This is a genomic window from Lactobacillus sp. PV034, assembly GCF_014522305.1.
Lineage (GTDB): Bacteria > Bacillota > Bacilli > Lactobacillales > Lactobacillaceae > Lactobacillus.
The window spans coordinates 1,255,808-1,275,475 of sequence record NZ_CP041982.1 but is presented as its reverse complement, the minus strand read 5'-3'; the positions used below and the strand labels follow the sequence as shown (position 1 = coordinate 1,275,475).

General features: G+C 34.3%; 15 protein-coding genes and 1 pseudogene. 13 read left to right on the top strand and 3 right to left on the bottom strand.

The window, feature by feature from the left end; all coding sequences use genetic code 11:
• Positions 1-20 precede the first annotated feature (20 nt).
• Positions 21-677 (bottom strand): type II CAAX endopeptidase family protein, encoded by a 657-nt coding sequence (locus FP432_RS06410; protein WP_265488492.1) that lies wholly within the window; start codon positions 675-677, stop codon positions 21-23.
• 81 nt (positions 678-758) lie between these two features.
• Between FP432_RS06410 and FP432_RS06405 the strand changes: the two genes are divergently transcribed.
• The 8 genes from FP432_RS06405 to FP432_RS06370 all read left to right on the top strand — a co-directional run bounded on the left by FP432_RS06405 (position 759) and on the right by FP432_RS06370 (position 12,711).
• Positions 759-1,856, top strand: a complete 1,098-nt coding sequence (locus FP432_RS06405; RefSeq protein WP_265488491.1) for a YdcF family protein — start codon at positions 759-761, stop codon at positions 1,854-1,856.
• Between the two features lie 123 nt (positions 1,857-1,979).
• Positions 1,980-4,322: an ATP-binding cassette domain-containing protein gene (locus FP432_RS06400; RefSeq protein ID WP_265488490.1), complete on the top strand. Its 2,343-nt coding sequence runs from the start codon at positions 1,980-1,982 to the stop codon at positions 4,320-4,322.
• A 231-nt stretch (positions 4,323-4,553) separates the two neighbouring features.
• Positions 4,554-5,951, top strand: coding sequence for a cytochrome ubiquinol oxidase subunit I (locus tag FP432_RS06395; RefSeq protein ID WP_265488489.1), 1,398 nt, complete (start codon positions 4,554-4,556; stop codon positions 5,949-5,951).
• Positions 5,951-6,985 (top strand): cytochrome d ubiquinol oxidase subunit II, encoded by a 1,035-nt coding sequence (cydB, locus tag FP432_RS06390; RefSeq protein WP_265488488.1) that lies wholly within the window; start codon positions 5,951-5,953, stop codon positions 6,983-6,985. The genes FP432_RS06395 and cydB overlap by 1 nt, the downstream gene beginning before the upstream one ends.
• Before the next feature lie 20 nt (positions 6,986-7,005).
• Positions 7,006-8,814: a thiol reductant ABC exporter subunit CydD gene (gene cydD, locus FP432_RS06385; RefSeq protein WP_265488487.1), complete on the top strand. Its 1,809-nt coding sequence runs from the start codon at positions 7,006-7,008 to the stop codon at positions 8,812-8,814.
• Positions 8,811-10,556, top strand: coding sequence for a thiol reductant ABC exporter subunit CydC (gene cydC, locus FP432_RS06380; RefSeq protein ID WP_265488486.1), 1,746 nt, complete (start codon positions 8,811-8,813; stop codon positions 10,554-10,556). The genes cydD and cydC overlap by 4 nt, the downstream gene beginning before the upstream one ends.
• A 19-nt stretch (positions 10,557-10,575) precedes the next feature.
• Complete coding sequence (locus FP432_RS06375) at positions 10,576-11,499, top strand: prenyltransferase (protein WP_265488485.1); 924 nt, start codon at positions 10,576-10,578, stop codon at positions 11,497-11,499.
• Positions 11,500-11,613: 114 nt separating this feature from the next.
• Entirely contained in the window at positions 11,614-12,711 is a 1,098-nt protein-coding gene (locus FP432_RS06370; protein ID WP_265488483.1) for a BMP family lipoprotein, read from the top strand.
• Between the two features lie 27 nt (positions 12,712-12,738).
• Here FP432_RS06370 and FP432_RS06365 read toward each other — a convergent pair whose 3' ends face one another.
• On the bottom strand, positions 12,739-13,578 hold the full coding sequence (locus FP432_RS06365; RefSeq protein WP_265488482.1) for an aldo/keto reductase: 840 nt from the start codon (positions 13,576-13,578) through the stop codon (positions 12,739-12,741).
• A 118-nt stretch (positions 13,579-13,696) separates the two neighbouring features.
• On the opposite strand from FP432_RS06365, the gene nagB reads away from it, so the two are divergent.
• The 3 genes from nagB (at position 13,697) to FP432_RS06350 (ending at position 15,950) form a co-directional block, all read left to right on the top strand.
• A complete protein-coding gene (nagB, locus tag FP432_RS06360; RefSeq protein WP_265488481.1) occupies positions 13,697-14,401 on the top strand; it encodes a glucosamine-6-phosphate deaminase in 705 nt (234 codons plus the stop codon).
• A gap of 179 nt (positions 14,402-14,580) precedes the next feature.
• Complete coding sequence (locus FP432_RS06355; RefSeq protein WP_265489615.1) at positions 14,581-15,228, top strand: deoxynucleoside kinase; 648 nt, start codon at positions 14,581-14,583, stop codon at positions 15,226-15,228.
• A 32-nt stretch (positions 15,229-15,260) separates the two neighbouring features.
• A complete protein-coding gene (locus tag FP432_RS06350; protein WP_265488480.1) occupies positions 15,261-15,950 on the top strand; it encodes a deoxynucleoside kinase in 690 nt (229 codons plus the stop codon).
• Between the two features lie 76 nt (positions 15,951-16,026).
• Here the strand turns inward: FP432_RS06350 and FP432_RS06345 are convergent, their stop codons facing one another.
• Positions 16,027-17,277 carry an alpha-hydroxy-acid oxidizing protein gene (locus FP432_RS06345; protein ID WP_265488479.1) on the bottom strand — a complete coding sequence of 417 codons (1,251 nt, stop codon included), beginning with the start codon at positions 17,275-17,277 and terminating at the stop codon, positions 16,027-16,029.
• A gap of 204 nt (positions 17,278-17,481) precedes the next feature.
• On the opposite strand from FP432_RS06345, the gene FP432_RS06340 reads away from it, so the two are divergent.
• Positions 17,482-18,792 carry an NCS2 family permease gene (locus FP432_RS06340; RefSeq protein ID WP_265488478.1) on the top strand — a complete coding sequence of 437 codons (1,311 nt, stop codon included), beginning with the start codon at positions 17,482-17,484 and terminating at the stop codon, positions 18,790-18,792.
• A 199-nt stretch (positions 18,793-18,991) separates the two neighbouring features.
• Positions 18,992-19,582, top strand: a pseudogene (ribB, locus tag FP432_RS06335) (3,4-dihydroxy-2-butanone-4-phosphate synthase); the annotation flags it as partial.
• Between the last annotated feature and the right edge of the window lie 86 nt (positions 19,583-19,668).

Here is a 19,668-nt window from a genome sequence, read left to right as displayed (position 1 = left end):
CTTTTTTACTAGATTTTTCTTTACAATAAACTAAGTAAATTATTTAACATATGGGCCAGAACCGAGTAGCGAATATCTTTTGTTTTGACATAGGTCCAGGCCAAAATAGAACCCATCATCCAATATAAAAAGATAAATTTATCCATCGCCGGATCGTGACCAAAGGCAAACACAAATCCACTTGTGATTATTCCAATCCATTTTGTATAAATGTTTTCCACAGGGAAAAAGGTGTTGAAAAACATTCCTCTAAATATGAGTTCTTCACAGATAGGTGCTAAGACCACCAACATTAAGTTAAAAATAGGATTAACACTTTTTTGTATTTCCTCAATTGCCTTTTGGTTAGTTGAGGTACTATTACCTCCAATATAGCTAATAAAAATTATCTGCATTACAACTATTAAGACAAACGCACCAAATGCAATAAATACTCGTCTTAAATCCCAGTGTGGCTTTTGATTGAATTTCCACTCATTTTCAACTTTTAATTGATACTTATAAATAGCATAAAGTCCCCAAATTAAGACTGCAGTAACAATTATTATTAAAGCAATTCGCAAAGCAGAAATTGTTCTACCCTGGCGAACTACATAAACAATTTGAGCTAGTTCATAAGCAATAAAGGATAGAATCATTATTCCTAAGTTACCAATTAAACGTAAAAAGCGTCTCATTACCTTCCTCTTTTCCCAATTAGTTAAAAATACGTGGTAATTAAATTATAATGAAATCAAAGAATAAAGGACAAGGATAAAATGGACAAATTAGTGCAACAACTAGATAACTTTTGGAATTATTTTTTACATCATGAATTAACTGTCTTAACACTCTTAATGTTTCTTAGTTTGGGTATATTCTTATGCGCCTGGTTATTCGAGCCGCGAAGATTAATTAACGGGATTTTCTTTTCAATTACAGTCTTAATATTCTTAAGTTGGTTTGCCAACTTAATCTTGTCGCAGCATAACCAAGTTTTAACTTACATCTTTGGAAGTACGGCAATTTTTATTTTTATTGTCGTATCACTTTTAGTCATTTTTTCTTGGGCCTTTTTCTTGTGGAATGCCTATTTTGTATGGAAGTATGAAAGTCACAGTCTACCCAATCTCCTAACACTTTTTATTGGTCTTGTGCTAGTTGGAGTCTGGATCATTGAACGTTTAGGCTTACTGCGTAATCTGCCTCAAGGGCTTAACTTAGTCTTAATAGCCGCAGTCATCATTGCCCTTTATCTATTACTAATAATGTATAACTTTTTAATTAATCTTTTCCTTTATCAATTCACTCCACGCAGCTACAAACAAGACTATTTGATTGTATTGGGAGCAGGATTGATTAACGGAAAAGATGTATCTCGTATCCTTGGTGCAAGAATTGATCGAGCAATTGCCTATAGCAATAAGCAATATAACAAGGGACATAAACGTCCCAAAATAATTATGTCGGGTGGTCAAGGAAAAGATGAACTTATCTCGGAAGCTGCTGCAATGAAAGATTACGCTATTAAACATGGAATGGACAAACAATATATTTTGCTTGAAGATCAATCTACTAACACACAGGAAAATATGATTTTTTCTAAAAAAATTGCAGTACACGACTGGGACAATAATAAATTCAAAGCAAAATTTTTTACGAATAATTACCATCTTTTTAGAGCTGGCCTCTATGCAAAAATGGCCCATCTTCATGCTAACGGCATTGGTGCTACAACAAGACTATACTTTCTACCCAATGCAATAATACGTGAATTTGCAGGTACTTTTATTATTCATAAAAAGCGTCATTTTATTATTATTGGGTTGATTGCAATTTGCTTTATTGTCCAGGCAATAATTCTAGCTTTAAAATAGATAATAATTTATTAATTTTTTCTGCACATTAACTCTGAAATTGACTAGTTAATAATGTTTACTTTAAAATAATAGTTAATTATCTAACTATCTATTTATCTTGCAATATGAGAAAGGATACGAATGTTACAGCTCGAACACTTAATGAAGACATATAAAGTTGGCGATACAGTAACTCACGCTTTGAATGATGTTACGATCAACTTTAGGAACCATGAATTTGTAGCTATTCTAGGTCCAAGTGGATCTGGAAAAACTACCCTTTTAAATGTTATTGGTGGATTAGATCACTATGATTCTGGTGATATTATCATCAATGGCAAATCGACTAAGAACTTTACTCAAACTGATTGGGATGCCTATCGTAATAATACCGTCGGCTTTATTTTTCAAAGTTATAATTTGATTTCTCATCTTTCAATCATTGAAAATGTTGAACTAGGAATGACTCTTTCTGGCGTAGATAGCAAAGAACGCCACGAAAAAGCTATTGCAGCACTTAAAAAAGTTGGTTTAGGTGACCATATTCATAAAAAGCCTAACCAATTGTCAGGTGGTCAAATGCAAAGAGTAGCTATTGCCCGGGCAATAGCTAATGATCCTGATATTTTGCTTTGTGATGAACCAACTGGAGCACTTGATACTAAAACCAGTGAAGAGATCATGAAGATTATTAAAGAACTTAGCAAAGATAAATTAGTCATCATGGTTACTCACAACCCTGAGCTAGCAGATGAATATGCAAGTCGAATTGTTCATTTTCAAGATGGTAAGATTTTAAGTGATTCTGATCCCTACACTCCACCTAAAGATGTTAAGGATACTTTCCATTTAAAGAAAACAAAAATGTCTTATTGGAATGCTCTAAAACTTAGTTTTACCAATATTATGACTAAAAAGGGACAAACTTTTTTAACCGCATTTGCTTCAAGTATTGGAATTATTGGAATTGCAATTGTCTTAGCTCTATCTCATGGGTTTCAAAAGCAAATTGATCAAACTCAGACAAAAACATTGGCCCAGTTTCCAATTTCTATTTCTCAAACTGCAACTAACATAACCAGTAACTCTACCAAAGATAAAGATAATAACAAAAATGTTAAATATCGTGGTTACCTAACTGCAGCTAAACCAGATAACGAAAAGAATACTCACGAAAATCATATTAGCCAGGCTTACGTTAACTATATTAAAAAGATCAATCCAGCTTATGCTAATAACATTTCCTTTATTCGCGGTACCCAATTAAATCTTCTTACTAAAACCAATGGAAAAGTACAAAAGGTCGAATTTTCAAATTCTAATACTTCTCAAAATCCTTTAGCTTCAGCTCAACTACAAAGTATGAATACCATGGGAATCAACACTAATGTTTTTCCTACTACCTTGGACAATAAAAAAGGCTCATTTTTAAAGAGTAATTACCAGTTACTTGACGGTAATTGGCCTAAATCAAGCCAAGACGTCGTTTTAGTCTTAAATAACAAGGATGAAGCTAATCTCAATGCTTTGACTAATTTAGGTATTAAAGTTAAAGATGGGCAAAAAATTGATCTTTCAAAATTAATTGGTAAAAAATTTAAATTGATTTCTAATAATGATTATTACCAAAAGTTGCCAACTGGGACTTATATACCGAAAGAACCTAATCAAGCAATGTATAATTCATCATCTACAACTATTACACTTGCAGGGGTAATTCGAAGCAAGAACAATAGTCAAATGGCATTACTTGATAACGGAATTGCTTATAGTGATAACCTAGCAAAAGAAATTATTAATCAAAATAAAAACTCTGAAATTGTTCAAGCTCAAGAATCTTCGAATACAAATGTTTTAACTAATCAACCATTAGCCAATGGGCAAAAAGAGCAAGTTCTAGCTAGTTTAGGGGGATCTTCTCTTCCGACTAGTATCTTAATTTACCCAACTTCATTTGATTCTAAAGATAAGATTTTAAATTATCTTGATAAATGGAATAAGGGTAAAAAAGCTAAAGATAAAATCATTTACACTGATATGTCTGGTACCCTTACCCAATTAACTGGAGGCGTCTTAAGTGGAATTACTACGGTATTAGTTGCATTTGCTGGAATTTCTCTAATTACTTCTATGATTATGATTGGAATTTTAACTTATACTTCAGTCCTGGAACGTACTAAGGAAATCGGAATTCTTAAGGCATTAGGTGCCAGAAAACGTGATATTACTCGTGTCTTTGATGCAGAAACCTTTATTTTAGGAGCATTTTCAGGTATTTTAGGTATTTTTATTGCCTATCTTTTAACCTTCCCAATTAGTAGCGTCATTTACAAGATGACCGACATGTCCAATGTAGCTCAACTCGATTGGGGTCAAGCTCTTAGTTTAATAATTATTGCAACAATTCTAACTATGCTTGGTGGTCACTTACCAGCAAAAATGGCTGCTAAGAGAGATGCTGCCGAAGCATTAAGAAGTGAATAATTTTAATAACAAAAATATTTTATTTTTAATATATTAATACTAAAAAGCAGAAGTAACGCACTGTCACTTCTGCTTTTTATTTAATAACGTTTTTTGTAACCTTAATTATTTATAAATAATTCAGACCTTTTTATTCAGGTATATTGTTGATTTAATTGAAAACGTTCCAATAGAGGCTTATTATAAATGAGAAAACAATTTATTTGGATATTATAAAGAAAAGGTGAAATTATGCTTTTGGGTGTAGATATGTTAGACCTTGCTCGCTTTCAATTTGCGATGACAACTGTCTTTCACTTCTTCTTCGTTCCTTTTACTATTGGTATGGGTTTAGTAGTTTCTATCATGGAAACTCTTTACGTTGCCAAAAAGGACGAAGTTTATAAGCAAATGGCACAATTCTGGGGTAAAATTTACCTTCTGAGTTTTGCCGTTGGTGTTGTTACAGGACTAATTCAAGAATTCCAATTTGGTATGAACTGGTCCAATTATTCTAGATTTATGGGAGATATCTTTGGTGCTCCATTAGCTATTGAAGCATTGTTAGCATTCTTCCTTGAATCTACATTTATCGGATTATGGGCTTTTACTTGGAATAGATTTAAACCAGGTCTTCACTGTGTGACTGTTTGGTTATCATTCCTCGGCTCATTACTAAGTGCGGTTTGGATTTTAACTGCTAACTCATTTATGCAAAATCCTGTTGGTTATGCCATCAAAGATGGTAAAGCACAAATGACTAGTTTCTGGGCTTTATTAAAGAACCCTGCTTTATCAGCAGAATTCCCACACGTTATCATCGGTGCTTTTGTAACTGCTTCTGTTGTTGTAGTTGGTATGTCTGCCTTTGGTTTATTAGGTAAACACAAGCACGATCGTAATTTCTTCAAAAAGTCTATGCGTGTTAGTCTTTGGATTGTTTTAATTACCTCTGCTCTTGAAATCTATGTTGGTGATTACCAAACACAAATCGAAATTCACGAGCAACCAATGAAGTTTGCCGCTACTGAAGGTGTATACAATACTACTAGCAAGCACGCTCCATGGGATATCGTTGCTGATCTCGACACCAAGACTCATGAAAATAAGGGAGCTGTTTCAATTCCAGACGTTCTTACTATTCTTACCTACCACAGAACTAGTGGTAGCGTTAAAGGTATGAACCAAATTAATAAAGAATTACACGCAAAATATGATAAAAAGTTTGGTAAGGATATGAGTTACTATGTTCCTGTTAAAACATTGTTCTACTCGTTCCGTATCATGGCCGGATTTGCTGCTTGGTTCTTCCTAATGGCAATCTTGGGCTTAATTTGGACTCGTCCAAAGAAGAATACTATCGAAAACAAGCGTTGGTTCCTATGGATTTTGGGAATCACTACTTACTTACCATTCGTAGCAAATACTTGTGGATGGTTTGTAACTGAACTAGGTCGTTTCCCATGGACTGTTTACGGCTTATTTACAATTGCTGATTCAGTTTCACCAAGTACAACCTTCGGCGAGCTGCTATTTACGAACATTATGTACTTCCTAATCTTTGCTACATTAGGTGGTGTAATGGTTTACTACAGTAAACGTCAACTTGATATGGGTGTAGAAAGAGCATTGCAAGGAGGTCAGTACTAATGATTGATGGAATTCAACCTTTACAATTATTGTGGTTCCTTTTAATTGCCCTCTTATTCATTATCTTTTTCTTTACTGAAGGTTTTGATTTCGGTGTTGGAATTGCAACACGGTTAATCGCACGAAATGACCGTGAACGTCGTTTAATGGTTCATACTATTGGGCCTATTTGGGATTCTAATGAAGTTTGGCTTGTTACTGCTGGTGGTGCAATGTTTGCTTCTTTCTCAGCCTGGTACGCAAGTTTATTCAGTGGATACTATATTTTATTGTTCTTAACTCTTTTTGCTTTGATTATTCGTGGTGTTTCTTTCGAATTTTCAAGCCATGCAGAAAGTAGAAAAGGTTTTAATTTCTGGAATTGGGCTCTATTCTTTGGTAGTTTATTAGCTCCATTCTTCTTATGTATGATGTTTGGAAGTTTAATTCAAGGTGTTCCTATTGATGCTCAAGGTAATATGAGTTTAGGTTTCTGGAATATCGTTAACTGGCTTTCAATCGTTACTGCCGTTGCTGGTGTTTTACTTTCACTAATTCATGGTCTTAACTTTTTAAGACTTAGAATTGATGATCCAGAACTAAGTAAACGTGCTCAAAGTTTAAATAATAAACTTTACATTCTTGCTTATATTGGTGAAGTTGTTTTCGCTTTATTAGTTATTTTCCAAACTGATTTCTTTGAAAAGCGTCCTATTTCATCAATTTGCATTACCATTGCAATTGTAGTATTTACTATTCTTTCTCAAATCTTTAACCACTCAGACCATCAAGCATGGGCATTTATCTTTAGTGGTTTAACTTTAACTGGAGTAGTAGCATTACTATTCAATGGTTTATTCCCAAATGTACTTATTGCCCAAAACCCAGCTCACACAATTTCAATTGCTAACGCTGCTAACGGTGCTTTAACGCTTCAAGTAATGACAATTGTTGCATGTATTCTTTTACCAATTGCAATTGCATACATTATTTGGACATACTACATTTTCAGACATCGTATTAAACTCGATGACATTTCTGATAAATTTATGTAAATTCTAAAGGATAATATTTAATGATCGATAAACGACTTTTTAAATTACCAAAAGCCAAGATCATGCTTACAATGCTTGCAGGACTTATTCTTCTGCAAGCATTTGCTATATTAGGGCAAGGAATTTTCCTGGCCAAAGCAATTGTTGGTTCTTGGCATCGTCAACCCTTTTCTGCTATCGCTTTTGATGTGCTTATCTTTTTCCTTATGTATCTTTTACGTCAAGGAATTACCTGGTTTCAAAACTGGTATATGAAACGCTACGCTAGACAAACTACTAGTTTATTACGTGAACAAATTCTTGATAAAGTTTACCAAGGTGGTTTAAGTGTTAGCTCAAAAGTTGGAACTGGTAACTTGGTTGCTATGCTTTTAGATGGTATGGACGAAGTTTCTGAATATCTTTCCCTTATCTTTCCAAAAGTAATTGCCCTTTCTATAGTTCCCTGGATAATTTTAATTTATATTTTCACTAAGAATGCTGTCTCTGGCTGGATCCTTTTAATTGTCTTTCCCCTTCTCATCCTCTTTATGATTATTTTGGGTAAAGCTGCTCAGGACCAAGCAAGTAAACAATATGGCGGTTATATTCGGTTACAAAACCATTTTGTAGATACCTTAAGAGGTATCGGAACCTTAAAAGTTCTTGGTTTAGCAAAAAGATACGGTAAAGAAGTTTATGCTAATAGTGAAGCTTATCGTAAACAAACAATGCGCGTATTACGAGTTGCAATTCTTTCAACTTTTACATTAGATTTCTTTACTACTCTTTCTATCGCGATTGTTGCCGTATTCTTGGGCTTGGGCTTAATTGATGGACGCCTAGTTTTATTACCATCATTAACTGTTTTGGTTCTTTCTCCAGAATACTTCTTACCAATTAGAGATTTTGGAAATGATTATCATGCAACTTTGAACGGTAAAAATGCTTTAAGCCAAATGTTTGATGTCCTAGACTTTAAGACAGTTGAACAAAGAGATCAATTACCAAGTTTCACGTGGAACAAAAATAGTTCTTTATTAGTTAATAATCTTAGCTTCACATATGGAAATGATAATCAAGATAAGTTTGTTGTCGATCCTAATGCAAAAATGACTGGAATGGTTAATCAGGATGACTCTAAAAAAGCTGTAATTGATGAACTAATTAATATTAATTTATCGATTAAAGGCTACGAAAAAATTGGAATTATTGGGCCAACTGGTGCTGGTAAGACCACTTTAATGAATGTTTTAGCTGGTTATCTCACTCCTAAAGATAAGGCTAACAATTTTAAAGTTAACGATACTGAGCTTACAACTTTAACCCAAGAAAATTGGCAAAACCAACTAACTTATATTCCTCAAGATCCTTACATGTTTGCTAATACTATTCGGTATAACATCACTTTTTATCGTCCAAATGCAACAGATGATGAAATCAAACAAGCAATTGAAGCTGCTGGTTTAACTGAATTTATCTCTAGTTTAAAAGATGGCTTAGAAACTAAAATCGGAGAACACGGCCGTGGTATCTCAGGTGGACAAAAGCAACGTATTGCTTTAGCTCGTGCATTTTTAGCTGATGACCGGCACATCCTCTTCTTTGATGAACCTACCGCTCACCTTGATATTGAAACTGAATATGAATTAAAGAAGACAATGACTCCATTAATGGAAAATCACTTGGTATTCTTTGCTACCCACCGTCTCCATTGGCTCAAGGATATGGCCTGGTGTTTAGTAATTGAAGACGGTAAGATTGTTGAACAAGGTACACCTAGTGACTTAGCTAAAAGTGGTACTGCCTATCGTAAACTTACTGAACCTTTAAAGGAGGCGGAACTATGAGAAACGATAAGTTTTCTTGGAAAACAGAGACTTGGATTAAGCCTTACTTGCTCAAATATAAATGGATGTTTGCTCTCGCTCTTTTATTAGGTACGATAATGTTTATTTGTGCCGGCGCCCTAATGTTTTTTGCTGGCTATACCATTGATAAAGCTGCGACACATCCTGCTAATATCCTAATGATTTATACTTCTATTGTTTTGTTAAGAGCCACTGGAATTGGTCGTCCTCTCTTTCGCTATTTAGAAAGATTAGTATCTCACAACTGGGTTTTACGAGTTACAAGTGATTTACGTTTACGCCTTTATGAAATTGTCGAAAAAAATTCCTCAACTGTTGGTGGAGAATACAAAACAGGTACGCTTTTATCACTTTTGACTGAAGATTTAGGTCACTTACAAAACCTTTATTTACGTACTATTTTCCCCGCAATTTTGAGTTACATTGTTGGTTTTATTGCCGTTTGCTTACTTGGCTGGTTTAGTTGGCCACTAGCTGGTATCGTTGCTATCTTACTTTTATTTGAACTTTTCGTAGTTCCTTTAGTATCTTTACTTAGCCAAGCCGCTATTAGAGCCAAAGAAAAGGCTGAAAAATCAGCTCTCTATACTGAATATACTGATCAAGTCTTAGGTGCAGGTGACTGGCAAGTTTCTGGTCGTCAACAAGATTTCCATAATGAAACTAAGTCAACTTTAAAGAAATTAATTAAACATAATAAAAAATCAGGTGAATTCGATTGGGCTCGTGATTTTGTCTTAGAAGTTATCTTTGGCTTAATTGCAATTGCTCTGCTCTTCTTTACTAATAAAGATTTAACTTACAATCAAGATGCCGCTAACTATGTTGGGGCTGTTGTCCTAGCACTTTTCCCACTTTCTGATGCCTTTATTCCAGTCGCACAAGGTGTTGAAGAATGGCATACATATAGTGATTCAGTTAAACGTCTTAACGCTTTAAAACCAGAAGAACAAGACTTACCTGCTCAAGAAAAACTAGCTCCAGCTAAAGCTGATCTTTTAACTTTAAATCATATTAGTTTTACTTATCCAGGAGAAAGCCAAGCTATTATCAAAGACTTCTCTTTAACTTTAAAGAAAGGTCAAAAAGCTGCTTTAATTGGTCCTTCAGGTGCTGGTAAAAGTACAATTTTGCAATTAGTTTTAGGTGATTTAAAACCAGATGCTGGTGAAATTGAATTAAACGGCATTAATGTCCGTGCACTTCAAGACGAGCGAGCACAATTATTTTCTGTCTTAAATCAAGAGCCATTTTTGTTTAACACTACTATCTACGAAAACTTACAGATGGCTAACCCAAAGGCCACACCAAATGAAATGATGGAAGTTTTAGATAAAGTACAAATGGGAGATTTTGTTCGTTCACTTCCTGATGGTTTAAATACTGCTGTCCAAGAAGCCGGAGCACGTCTTTCTGGTGGTCAAAAGCAGCGTTTAGCCTTAGCAAGGGTACTTTTACAAGATACTCCAATTGTCCTCTTAGATGAGCCAACAGTAGGCTTAGATCCTTTAACTGAACAAAGATTACTTCAATTAGTTTTTGCCGTGCTTAAAGACAAGACAGTTATTTGGATTACCCACCACTTACAAGGGATGAAATTTATCGACCAAGTTCTTTTCTTCAAAGATGGGGTTGTCGAAATGGAAGGAAACCCTCATACTCTATTTAAAGAAAACAAACAGTTCCATCAACTTTACTTAATGGATCAAGGGTTACTTTAAGAAAGGACTTAAACTTATCATGTCACCTGATTATAAAAAAGGTTACTATGAATTAATTGAACCACGTACTTTATTCAACTCTGTTATCCCACTAATTTTAGGTATTTTTTATGCCTGGTATAACTACCATCAGTTACATCTTTGGCCAACAATTGAAATGATTGTTGCAATGATTGTGTTGCAAGTTTTTATGAATGTAAACGATGGTTACTGGGATTATAAGCGAGAAAAGGCTGCTAAGACTGGTGATCACAAAAAGAACCCCATTGGAATGTATCATCTAGATCCTGCTCAAGTTAAATGGTTTTCACTTATCTTATTTATCATTTCAGCTGCTTGCGGCATTTTAATTGGATTTCAAACCAATAACTGGATTATTTGGATTCTAGGATTATTATGTTACGGAATTGCGATCTTCTACTCTACTGGTTCACATACTATTTCTTCTGGACCATTTGGTGAAATTGCCGCTGCCTTTGCGATGGGACTTGGAATTATTCTAGTTATGGTTTACATCAACATTTATCCAGATTATCGCTTTACTTGGTCCTTCTTAGGAAAAATGATTTTAGCAGCTGGAATTCCGGAAATTTGTAATTACACATTATTGCTTGGAAACAATGTCTGTGATTACCAAGAAGATATCAATAATGGACGTCATACTTTAGTATCGTATATTGGAGTTAAAGGTGGTCTGTATCTATTTGTAGTTAATTATGTCCTAGGTTACTTATTAACTATCTGGGCAGTAATGATCAATATCTTACCTTGGTCTGTCTTGTTGATTGTCATCTGCATCCCATTACTAGTAAAAAACATGCAAGCTTTATGGCGTGTTCAAAATAAACGAATTACTTTTCCAAAAGTTGTTCAAAATACTCATGCTTTATTTATTATTGAAGCACTTGGCTTTTTACTAGGTATCATCTTTAACCTTAAATAATGTAATTATCAAAAAGGAGCTAGCAATAGCTTCTTTTTTTGTTTGACAAATTAAAAACCACTTGTTAATTTAAAAACGTTAAAATCAATCTAACATCGCAAATGAAGGAAAGTTATGAAGAAAAAAGTTAATTCAATAAGGTTTGCTCTTACTTTTATTGGGCTTTTACTATTAATTTTTACGCTTACTGCCTGCAGTCACCAAAAATCAGCTTCACATTCAAACAACAAAACTGATAATAAAACTGTTGCTTTGGTTACAGATAATAATACAATTAATGATCACTCGTATAATTACTCAGCTTGGCAAGGACTTAAGCAATATGGTGAAAATAATCATCTTATACAAGGCAATAATGGCTACCAATATTTTGTTACTACGTCAACGACTAAGGCAGCAATTCAAACAGCAATTAATAAAAACTTCAAAACAATTTTTAGCATAGGTCCAAATTTAAAAACTGATATTAGCCAAGCAGCTAAAGATAATCCTCATCATAACTTTGTAATTATTGATGGAACTATTTCTCATCAAAAAAATGTCGCATCAATTAATTTCAATAATGAACAAGCAGCTTATTTAGCCGGTATTGTTGCAGCTTATACAACTAAAACTAATACAATTGGCTTTATTGGTGGTGAACAAAATAAAGCTACTCTTAATTATCAAACTGGATTTGAATTAGGAATTAAAGCTGGCGCCAAAAAACTTCATAAGAATATTAACTTTTTGAACAGTTATACAGATAGTTTTTCTAAAACAGCTAAAGCAAAAGAATTAACTCTTAACCTAATCAATAAGAAGGCTGATATCATTTTTCAAGCAAGTGGAAAAAGTGGTACCGGAGTTTTTCAAGCCGTTAAATTAACCAATGAAGCTCAACCCGTAAACAATAAGGTTTTTGTAATTGGCGTTGATACCAATCAACAACAACTAGGAAATTACTATGCAAAGGGCCAGCAAGCATCTAATTTCACTTTAACTTCAGTTGTTAAAGCAATGGATCAAGCTGTTGCTAACGTGGCCCAGGATTCTCTTAAAGGAAATTTCCCTGGAGGAAAGAATCTAACTTATAATCTACAAAATAATGGTGTATATATCACAAATTCGCCAAATATCTCTAATAAAGCTTGGGATGCAGCACAAAAAGCTCGTCTTAAAATAATTAATGGTAAAATAAAAATTCCTTCAACTAAAAATGCAGCTCCATAAGGAGCTGCATTTTTGCTAAGTTGATAATTAAATAGATGCTAATGGTTGTTTACTAGTTGGTGGTGGAAAATCAGCATTTAATAATTTTAAATCTTCTTGAGTTAATTTAATATCTAAAGCTGCAATATTTTCTTTCATATGATTAATTTTCCCTGCTTTAGGTATTGATATCATATTCTCTCCTTGAATGGTCCATGCCAACATAATTTGATGAGGTGTAGCTTGATGATTTCTAGCTACTAATTTCAAGTTTTTGGTAATCCGCATAGTATTACCATCGCCTGAATTAAAAGGAGAATAACCAATAAAATTAACCTTATTTTTTACCTGCCATGGAAGCAAATCATACTCTATTCCTCGCTGTTCCAAATTATATAAATCTTCATTTACGAAACATTCACTTCCTCCTGGAAGTGCAAAAAGTTCTTTCATATCCTCTGTATCAAAATTTGAAACACCCCAGTATTTAATTAGACCCTCTTTTTGTAATGCTTGAAGACCAGCTACAGTATCAGATAAACGTGTGGGCCCACGCCAATGCAATAAATAAAGATCAAGATAGTCAGTACCAAGTCTCTGTAAACTCTTTTCTAAACTCTCTCTTTCTAAGGCCGGAGTAGCATGATATGGGTAAAATTTAGAAATTAGAAATAATTTACTTCGATCATAACCTTTAATTGCACTTTTGATTAAACTTTCACTTTTTCCTGCCCCATACATCTCAGCTGTATCAATTATGCTAATACCATTATCAATCCCATAACGTAGAGCAGCGATTTCTTCTTTTCTTTGACCTGGATTACCACCAATGTTCCAGGTACCCATTCCCATTTTAGGTAAATTTAAATCTTCAAATTGTTTAGCCATTAGCCTCACCTCACGTTAATTGTAGCAAAAAGATTACCTTCAACATAATGTAACCGCTTGTATTGACTAGGGTAATTTTTCAGCTTATGATGGACTATACCAATAAGGAGGTTATATTATGAAGCTTATGATTACAAAGAATAATATTGAAGGTGGCGACAAAGCTTTTGAAATTATCAAAAACGGTATGGCCAATGGTGCCAAAGTACTTGGCTTAGCCACTGGATCCTCTCCACTTCCTTTATATTCCAAAATGGTACACAGTGATCTCGATTTTTCAGACATATTCAGCATTAACCTAGACGAATATTATGGTTTAGCTCCAGATAATAAACAAAGTTATCACTACTTTATGCAGCAACACTTATTTGATAAAAAACCATTCAAACACTCATATATCCCTAATGGCCTTGCTAAAAATCTTGATGAGGAAGTAAAACGCTACAACAAAATAATTGAAGAAAATCCAATAGATATTCAAATTTTAGGAATTGGACGCAATGGGCATATCGCTTTTAATGAACCTGGCACTCCTTTTGGTAGCTTAACTCATGTGGTTGAATTATCTCAGAATACTATCAAGGCAAATTCGAGATTTTTTGATAAAATTGAAGACGTTCCACGCAAAGCAATTTGTATGGGAATTAAATCAATTATGCATAGTAAAAAGATTGTCCTATTAGCATTTGGCAAGGCAAAACAAGATGCAATTAAGGCTATGATCGAAGGACCTGTTACTGAAAAAGTTCCTGCATCAATTTTACAAGATCATCCAGATGTAACAATAATTTGTGATCCACTTGCAGCAGACAAATTAAGCTAAAAATACAGCAAATAAAATAATATTTCTTAATTTTTCACAAACAGTAACAAAATATTTTTTCAAAAAAGTCGGGTTAAGCCTTGACTTTTTTTCGTGGAACAAAATTAAAATTTTTCTTGTTTACCCACTACATCTTGGAATAAACTAGTAAGGCAAACAATATATTGTATAGAAAGAACGTGATGACAGTTATAGTATTGAGTGGGCCGATTGGAGCCGGCAAATCCAGTTTAACAGGTATTCTAGCTGAACATTTGGGAACTCAAGGATTCTATGAAGGTGTAGATAGTAATCCTGTTTTGCCTTTATATTATAAAGACATGTCCCATTACACATTTTTATTAAATGTCTATCTCTTAAATCACCGTTTAGCTCAGATTAATCAGGCTGTTCAAGAAAAGAATGCTGTGTCTGATCGTTCAATTTATGAAGACGCACTATTTTTTAAAATGAATGTAGACAGCAATATCGCCGACGCTACCGAATTTAAAATTTACGATAATCTTCTCCATAATATGATGGCTGAAACGCCTGGTAACCCATCTAAAAAGCCAGATTTATTAATTTATATTCATGTTTCATTAGATACAATGCTTAAACGGATTCAAAAACGTGGCCGTTCATTTGAGCAGCTATCAACTGATCCCAGTTTAAAGGCTTATTATGAACGACTCATTAAATATTATGAGCCTTGGTATGAAGCTTATGACGAATCTCCAAAAATGGCTATTGATGGTGATAAATACGATTTTGTTGTAGATGAAAATGCCAAAAAAGAAGTAATTAAAATGATTGATGCTAAACTAAAAGAGCTTGGTAATCTTTAATCTATAGAAGAGTTATAAAAAGAAGGATCGTGATGACAGTTATTGTATTGAGCGGGCCTATTGGAGCCGGTAAATCCAGTCTTACAGGAATTTTGTCTAAATATTTAAATACTAAACCTTTTTACGAAAGTGTAGACGACAACCCTGTATTGCCATTATTTTATGAAAATCCAGAAAAATACGCATTTCTATTGCAAGTTTATTTCTTAAATACACGTTTCCAAAGTATTAAGCATGCTTTAGAGGACGATAATAATGTGCTTGATCGTTCAATTTATGAAGACGCTCTTTTCTTCCAAATGAATGCTGACATTGGACGTGCCACCAAAGAAGAAGTAGATACATATTATGAATTACTAAATAATATGATGTCTGAATTAGATCGTATGCCTAAAGAACATCCAGATTTATTAGTTCATATTGATGTTTCTTACGATACGATGATTAAGCGAATTCAAAAACGTGGTCGTAACTATGAACAACTGAGTTATGATCCTACTTTAGAAGATTACTACAAACGTTTATTACGCTACTATAAGCCATGGTATGAAAAGTATGACTATTCTCCAAAAATGACTATTGATGGAGATAAGTATGACTTTATGGCAAATGAGGCTGATCGTGAGAAAGTTATCGATCAAATTGTCCTTAAACTTAAAGAAATTGGGAAACTACCAGCAGATTGGGATAAAAAATTAGATGATCTTACCCTTGATGCTTAATTTACTACAACAAAAAAACAGAGCTGAAACTCAGCTCTGTTTTTTTATATTCTTAATCTTTTTAAATCTCTAATCTTTATTCGTGTTCTGAAGCACCTGATTCAGCGTCAGCTTCGCTACCCTTTTCAATTTGATTTTCTTTGGTTACAGGGTAAGGTTTCATGACGCTAGGACTAGTTGAAGAAACGCCCCAATCAGCACTGTAAGAAATGTGATCAATCTTAGCGTGTTTAACATCTTCAATGGTCTTGCAGCCAGTTAATTGCATATCAATTAATAATTCCTTGTTCAATTGATCAATTACTGATTCAACACCTTGAGCACCACCTAATGCTAAGCCGTATAAGTATGGACGACCAATACCAACTAAGTCAGCACCTAGTGCTAATGCCTTAAATACGTGTGAACCACGACGAACACCAGAATCCAAAATAATTGGAACACGGTGATCACTGTGGTGAACTTCTTTAGCAATTTCAGGTAAAACATCAATAGTTGCTGGACCACCATCTAATTGACGACCACCGTGGTTAGAAACAACAATACCATCAGCACCAGCACCAACTGCGTAAAAGGCATCTTCAGCACATTCAACACCCTTTACAAAGACAGGCACATCAGCGCCGGCAATTTCCTTAATCTTCTTAATATCTTCTGGGCCGATCTTTTGAGCTGAAGAAGCGTACATTTCAGCTACACTTTGACCTTCACCTTTACCACCAGACCACTTGTTAAAGAATGCTAATGGAACTGGGTAGGTAAAGTGGGTACGTAAGTTAGCTTCACGGTAACCACTAACAGTAGCATCAACCGTTAAGAAGAAGCCACTAAATCCAGCTTTAAGAGCATCAGTAATTACCATTTTATTAAAGTCCCAGTTTTTACTTAAATATAATTGGAAAAATCTTGGTGACTTACCAACAGCTTCTTGGACATCCTCAACACTCTTATTAGCATAAGTACTCATACTATAAAGGGCACCAGCTGCTTTTGCACCCTTAGCTACATCAACTTCAGCTTCTGCATGAGCAATACCATTACATGCAATTGGACTGATCATAACTGGAGTCTTCAAATCCATACCCATAAAAGTAGTATCAGTACTTGGATTTGAACGATTAGTTAATGCTCTTGGAACAATTTGAAAATGATTAAAAGCTTGAGTATTATTGCGCCAAGTCCATTCATTTTCTGAACCACTAGCAATGTAGTAATATGCAGCTTCTGGAATTAAATATTTTGCTTCGTTTTCTAATTCATTTAAGTTTACAATGTTTAATTTCTTTTCTCTTGTACTTTGAGGAAATCCTTTGTAATAAACTGTCATTATAAAAACCCTCTTTCCTTCATCCTTCAAACTTGTTATATCATCTTTTTACAAATAATTTTACTAATAAAGCTTGTAATCTTTTTCACATTTTTGATCCCTATTACTTATAATTCGTATTTACATCAGTTTATATGAATGATAAACTTAAAAAGTCCTAAAATTATTATAGAACACGAACATTATGTTCGATATGGAGATAAAATGAACTTTTTAAATAGATATTTTAAATTAGATACGTTAGGTACTAACGTTCGAACCGAGTTTTTAGCTGGATTAACTACTTTTATTAGTATGTCTTATATCCTATTTGTTAACCCAAGTGTCTTAGGTGCAAGTGGCATGCCAACAGGTGCGGTTTTTACCGCTACTGCTTTAGCAGCTGCTTTAGGTACAGCCATTATGGGAATTGTTGCTAATTATCCAATTGGTGAAGCACCGGCGCTAGGAATTAATGCCTTCTTTGCTTATACCGTATGTATTGGAATGCATGTGAAATGGCAAACTGCGCTAGCTTCAGTCTTTGTTGCATCAATTATTTTTATTCTAATTACCTTATTCAAATTACGTGAATTAATTATTGATGCTATTCCTCAAGACTTAAAATATGCTATCTCAGCAGGTATTGGTCTCTTCATCGCCTTTTTAGGATTACAAGATGGTGGCCTAATTGTTAAAAACAGCTCGACCTTAGTTGGTCTTGGTTCCCTAGATAATCCTTTAGTTTGGATTACTATCTTTGGATTATTAGTAACTATAGTCTTAATGATTTTAGGTGTACCGGGAGCAATTTTTATTGGAATGATTGCCGGCTCAATTTTTGGTATTTGTACTGGTCAAATTGCTCTCCCTCATAAATTTGTTTCTTTAGCACCAAGTTTAGCTCCAACTTTTGGGCAAGCTATTTTTCACGTTAAAGATATCAATACCTTACAAATGTGGATTGTTGTTCTTACCTTCTTATTAGTTACTTTCTTTGATACTGCAGGAACCTTAATTGGTTTGGCACAACAAGCTGGCTTAATGAAAAATAATAAAATGCCACGTGTTGGTAAAGCCTTAGCATCTGATTCTACCGCCATGCTCTTTGGTTCAATTTTTGGTACTTCACCAGTTGGAGCTTTCGTAGAATCAAGTGCCGGAATTGCAGTAGGTGGTCGTTCTGGTTTAACGGCTGTTTTCGTTGCTATTTTCTTTTTGATCTCAATGATTTTTAGTCCTTTACTTGGGATTTTTACCACTCAAGTCACTGCCCCAGCTTTAATTATCGTTGGTGTCTTAATGGCTCAAAATACTGCCCAAATTCACTGGGAAAAATTGGAAATTGCAGTACCAGCATTTCTAATTTTAATTGGGATGCCACTTACCTATTCCATTTCTGACGGCTTAGCTTGGGGAATGATTACTTACCCAATTGCAATGGTTTCTGCTCGTCGTGGAAAAGAAGTTTCCCCTGTAATGTGGGCTTTATTCGTCATCTTTATCATCTTTATGTGGGTACTTAATATAAAATAAGTCGTAATTGACAATTATTTTAACTTAATTTAATATATTGAATTAGATTGATAAAGGAGAGATGTAAGCCATATTACTTTACATTATTTTTAGCTAAATTCATTACTAAATCTTGTTATGACACCACATAATCTATCTTTTAACAAATAACAATCAAGTGTACTAATTAAAGGAGAGATTATTGATGACAACTCAAGAAATGAACAATATTAAAGACGCAATTGAATGGATGAAAAACGGTGGTTTAGTTATCGTAGCTGATGATGAAGATCGTGAAGCCGAAGGTGATATGATTGGCCTAGGCAGTAAGGTTACTGCTGAGAATGTTAACTTTATTATCAAAAATGCCCGCGGACTTTTATGTGCACCTGTAGGTACATCAGTTGCTAAACGCTTAAACTTAAACCCAATGGTTGGTGATAACACTGATCCTTACGGAACAGCCTTTACTGTTAGTGTGGATTACAAAGACACCACTACGGGAATTTCAGCTGCTGATCGTGCTTTAACTATTAAGCATCTAGCAGACGAAAATTCTAAACCAAAAGATTTCTTTAGACCGGGACATATTTTCCCACTAATTGCTAAAGATGGCGGCGTCTTAGAACGTAATGGTCATACTGAAGCATCCATTACTTTAACCCGCTTAGCTGGAGAGCCAGAAGTTGCTTATATTTGTGAAATAATCAAGCCAGATGGTACTATGGCTCGTCGTCCTTACTTAAAGGAATTTGCCGCTGAACACCATTTACCATATTTCACTATTGCTCAACTTCAAGAATATGTACGACTTACAAATAATGACTAATTTTAAAGTCTGACTTATGTCAGACTTTTTATTTTTGCAAAAAAGTTCTGGTATGATGCAATTTCTGT

Excerpts from the sequence above, each read along its gene's own strand:
- FP432_RS06410 (WP_265488492.1), bottom strand. The coding sequence starts at position 677 with ATGAGACGCTTTTTACGTTTAATTGGTAACTTAGGAATAATGATTCTA.
- FP432_RS06405 (WP_265488491.1), top strand. The coding sequence starts at position 759 with ATGGACAAATTAGTGCAACAACTAGATAACTTTTGGAATTATTTTTTA.
- FP432_RS06400 (WP_265488490.1), top strand. The coding sequence starts at position 1,980 with ATGTTACAGCTCGAACACTTAATGAAGACATATAAAGTTGGCGATACA.
- FP432_RS06395 (WP_265488489.1), top strand. The coding sequence starts at position 4,554 with ATGCTTTTGGGTGTAGATATGTTAGACCTTGCTCGCTTTCAATTTGCG.
- cydB (WP_265488488.1), top strand. The coding sequence starts at position 5,951 with ATGATTGATGGAATTCAACCTTTACAATTATTGTGGTTCCTTTTAATT.
- cydD (WP_265488487.1), top strand. The coding sequence starts at position 7,006 with ATGATCGATAAACGACTTTTTAAATTACCAAAAGCCAAGATCATGCTT.
- cydC (WP_265488486.1), top strand. The coding sequence starts at position 8,811 with ATGAGAAACGATAAGTTTTCTTGGAAAACAGAGACTTGGATTAAGCCT.
- FP432_RS06375 (WP_265488485.1), top strand. The coding sequence starts at position 10,576 with ATGTCACCTGATTATAAAAAAGGTTACTATGAATTAATTGAACCACGT.
- FP432_RS06370 (WP_265488483.1), top strand. The coding sequence starts at position 11,614 with ATGAAGAAAAAAGTTAATTCAATAAGGTTTGCTCTTACTTTTATTGGG.
- FP432_RS06365 (WP_265488482.1), bottom strand. The coding sequence starts at position 13,578 with ATGGCTAAACAATTTGAAGATTTAAATTTACCTAAAATGGGAATGGGT.
- nagB (WP_265488481.1), top strand. The coding sequence starts at position 13,697 with ATGAAGCTTATGATTACAAAGAATAATATTGAAGGTGGCGACAAAGCT.
- FP432_RS06350 (WP_265488480.1), top strand. The coding sequence starts at position 15,261 with ATGACAGTTATTGTATTGAGCGGGCCTATTGGAGCCGGTAAATCCAGT.
- FP432_RS06345 (WP_265488479.1), bottom strand. The coding sequence starts at position 17,277 with ATGACAGTTTATTACAAAGGATTTCCTCAAAGTACAAGAGAAAAGAAA.
- FP432_RS06340 (WP_265488478.1), top strand. The coding sequence starts at position 17,482 with ATGAACTTTTTAAATAGATATTTTAAATTAGATACGTTAGGTACTAAC.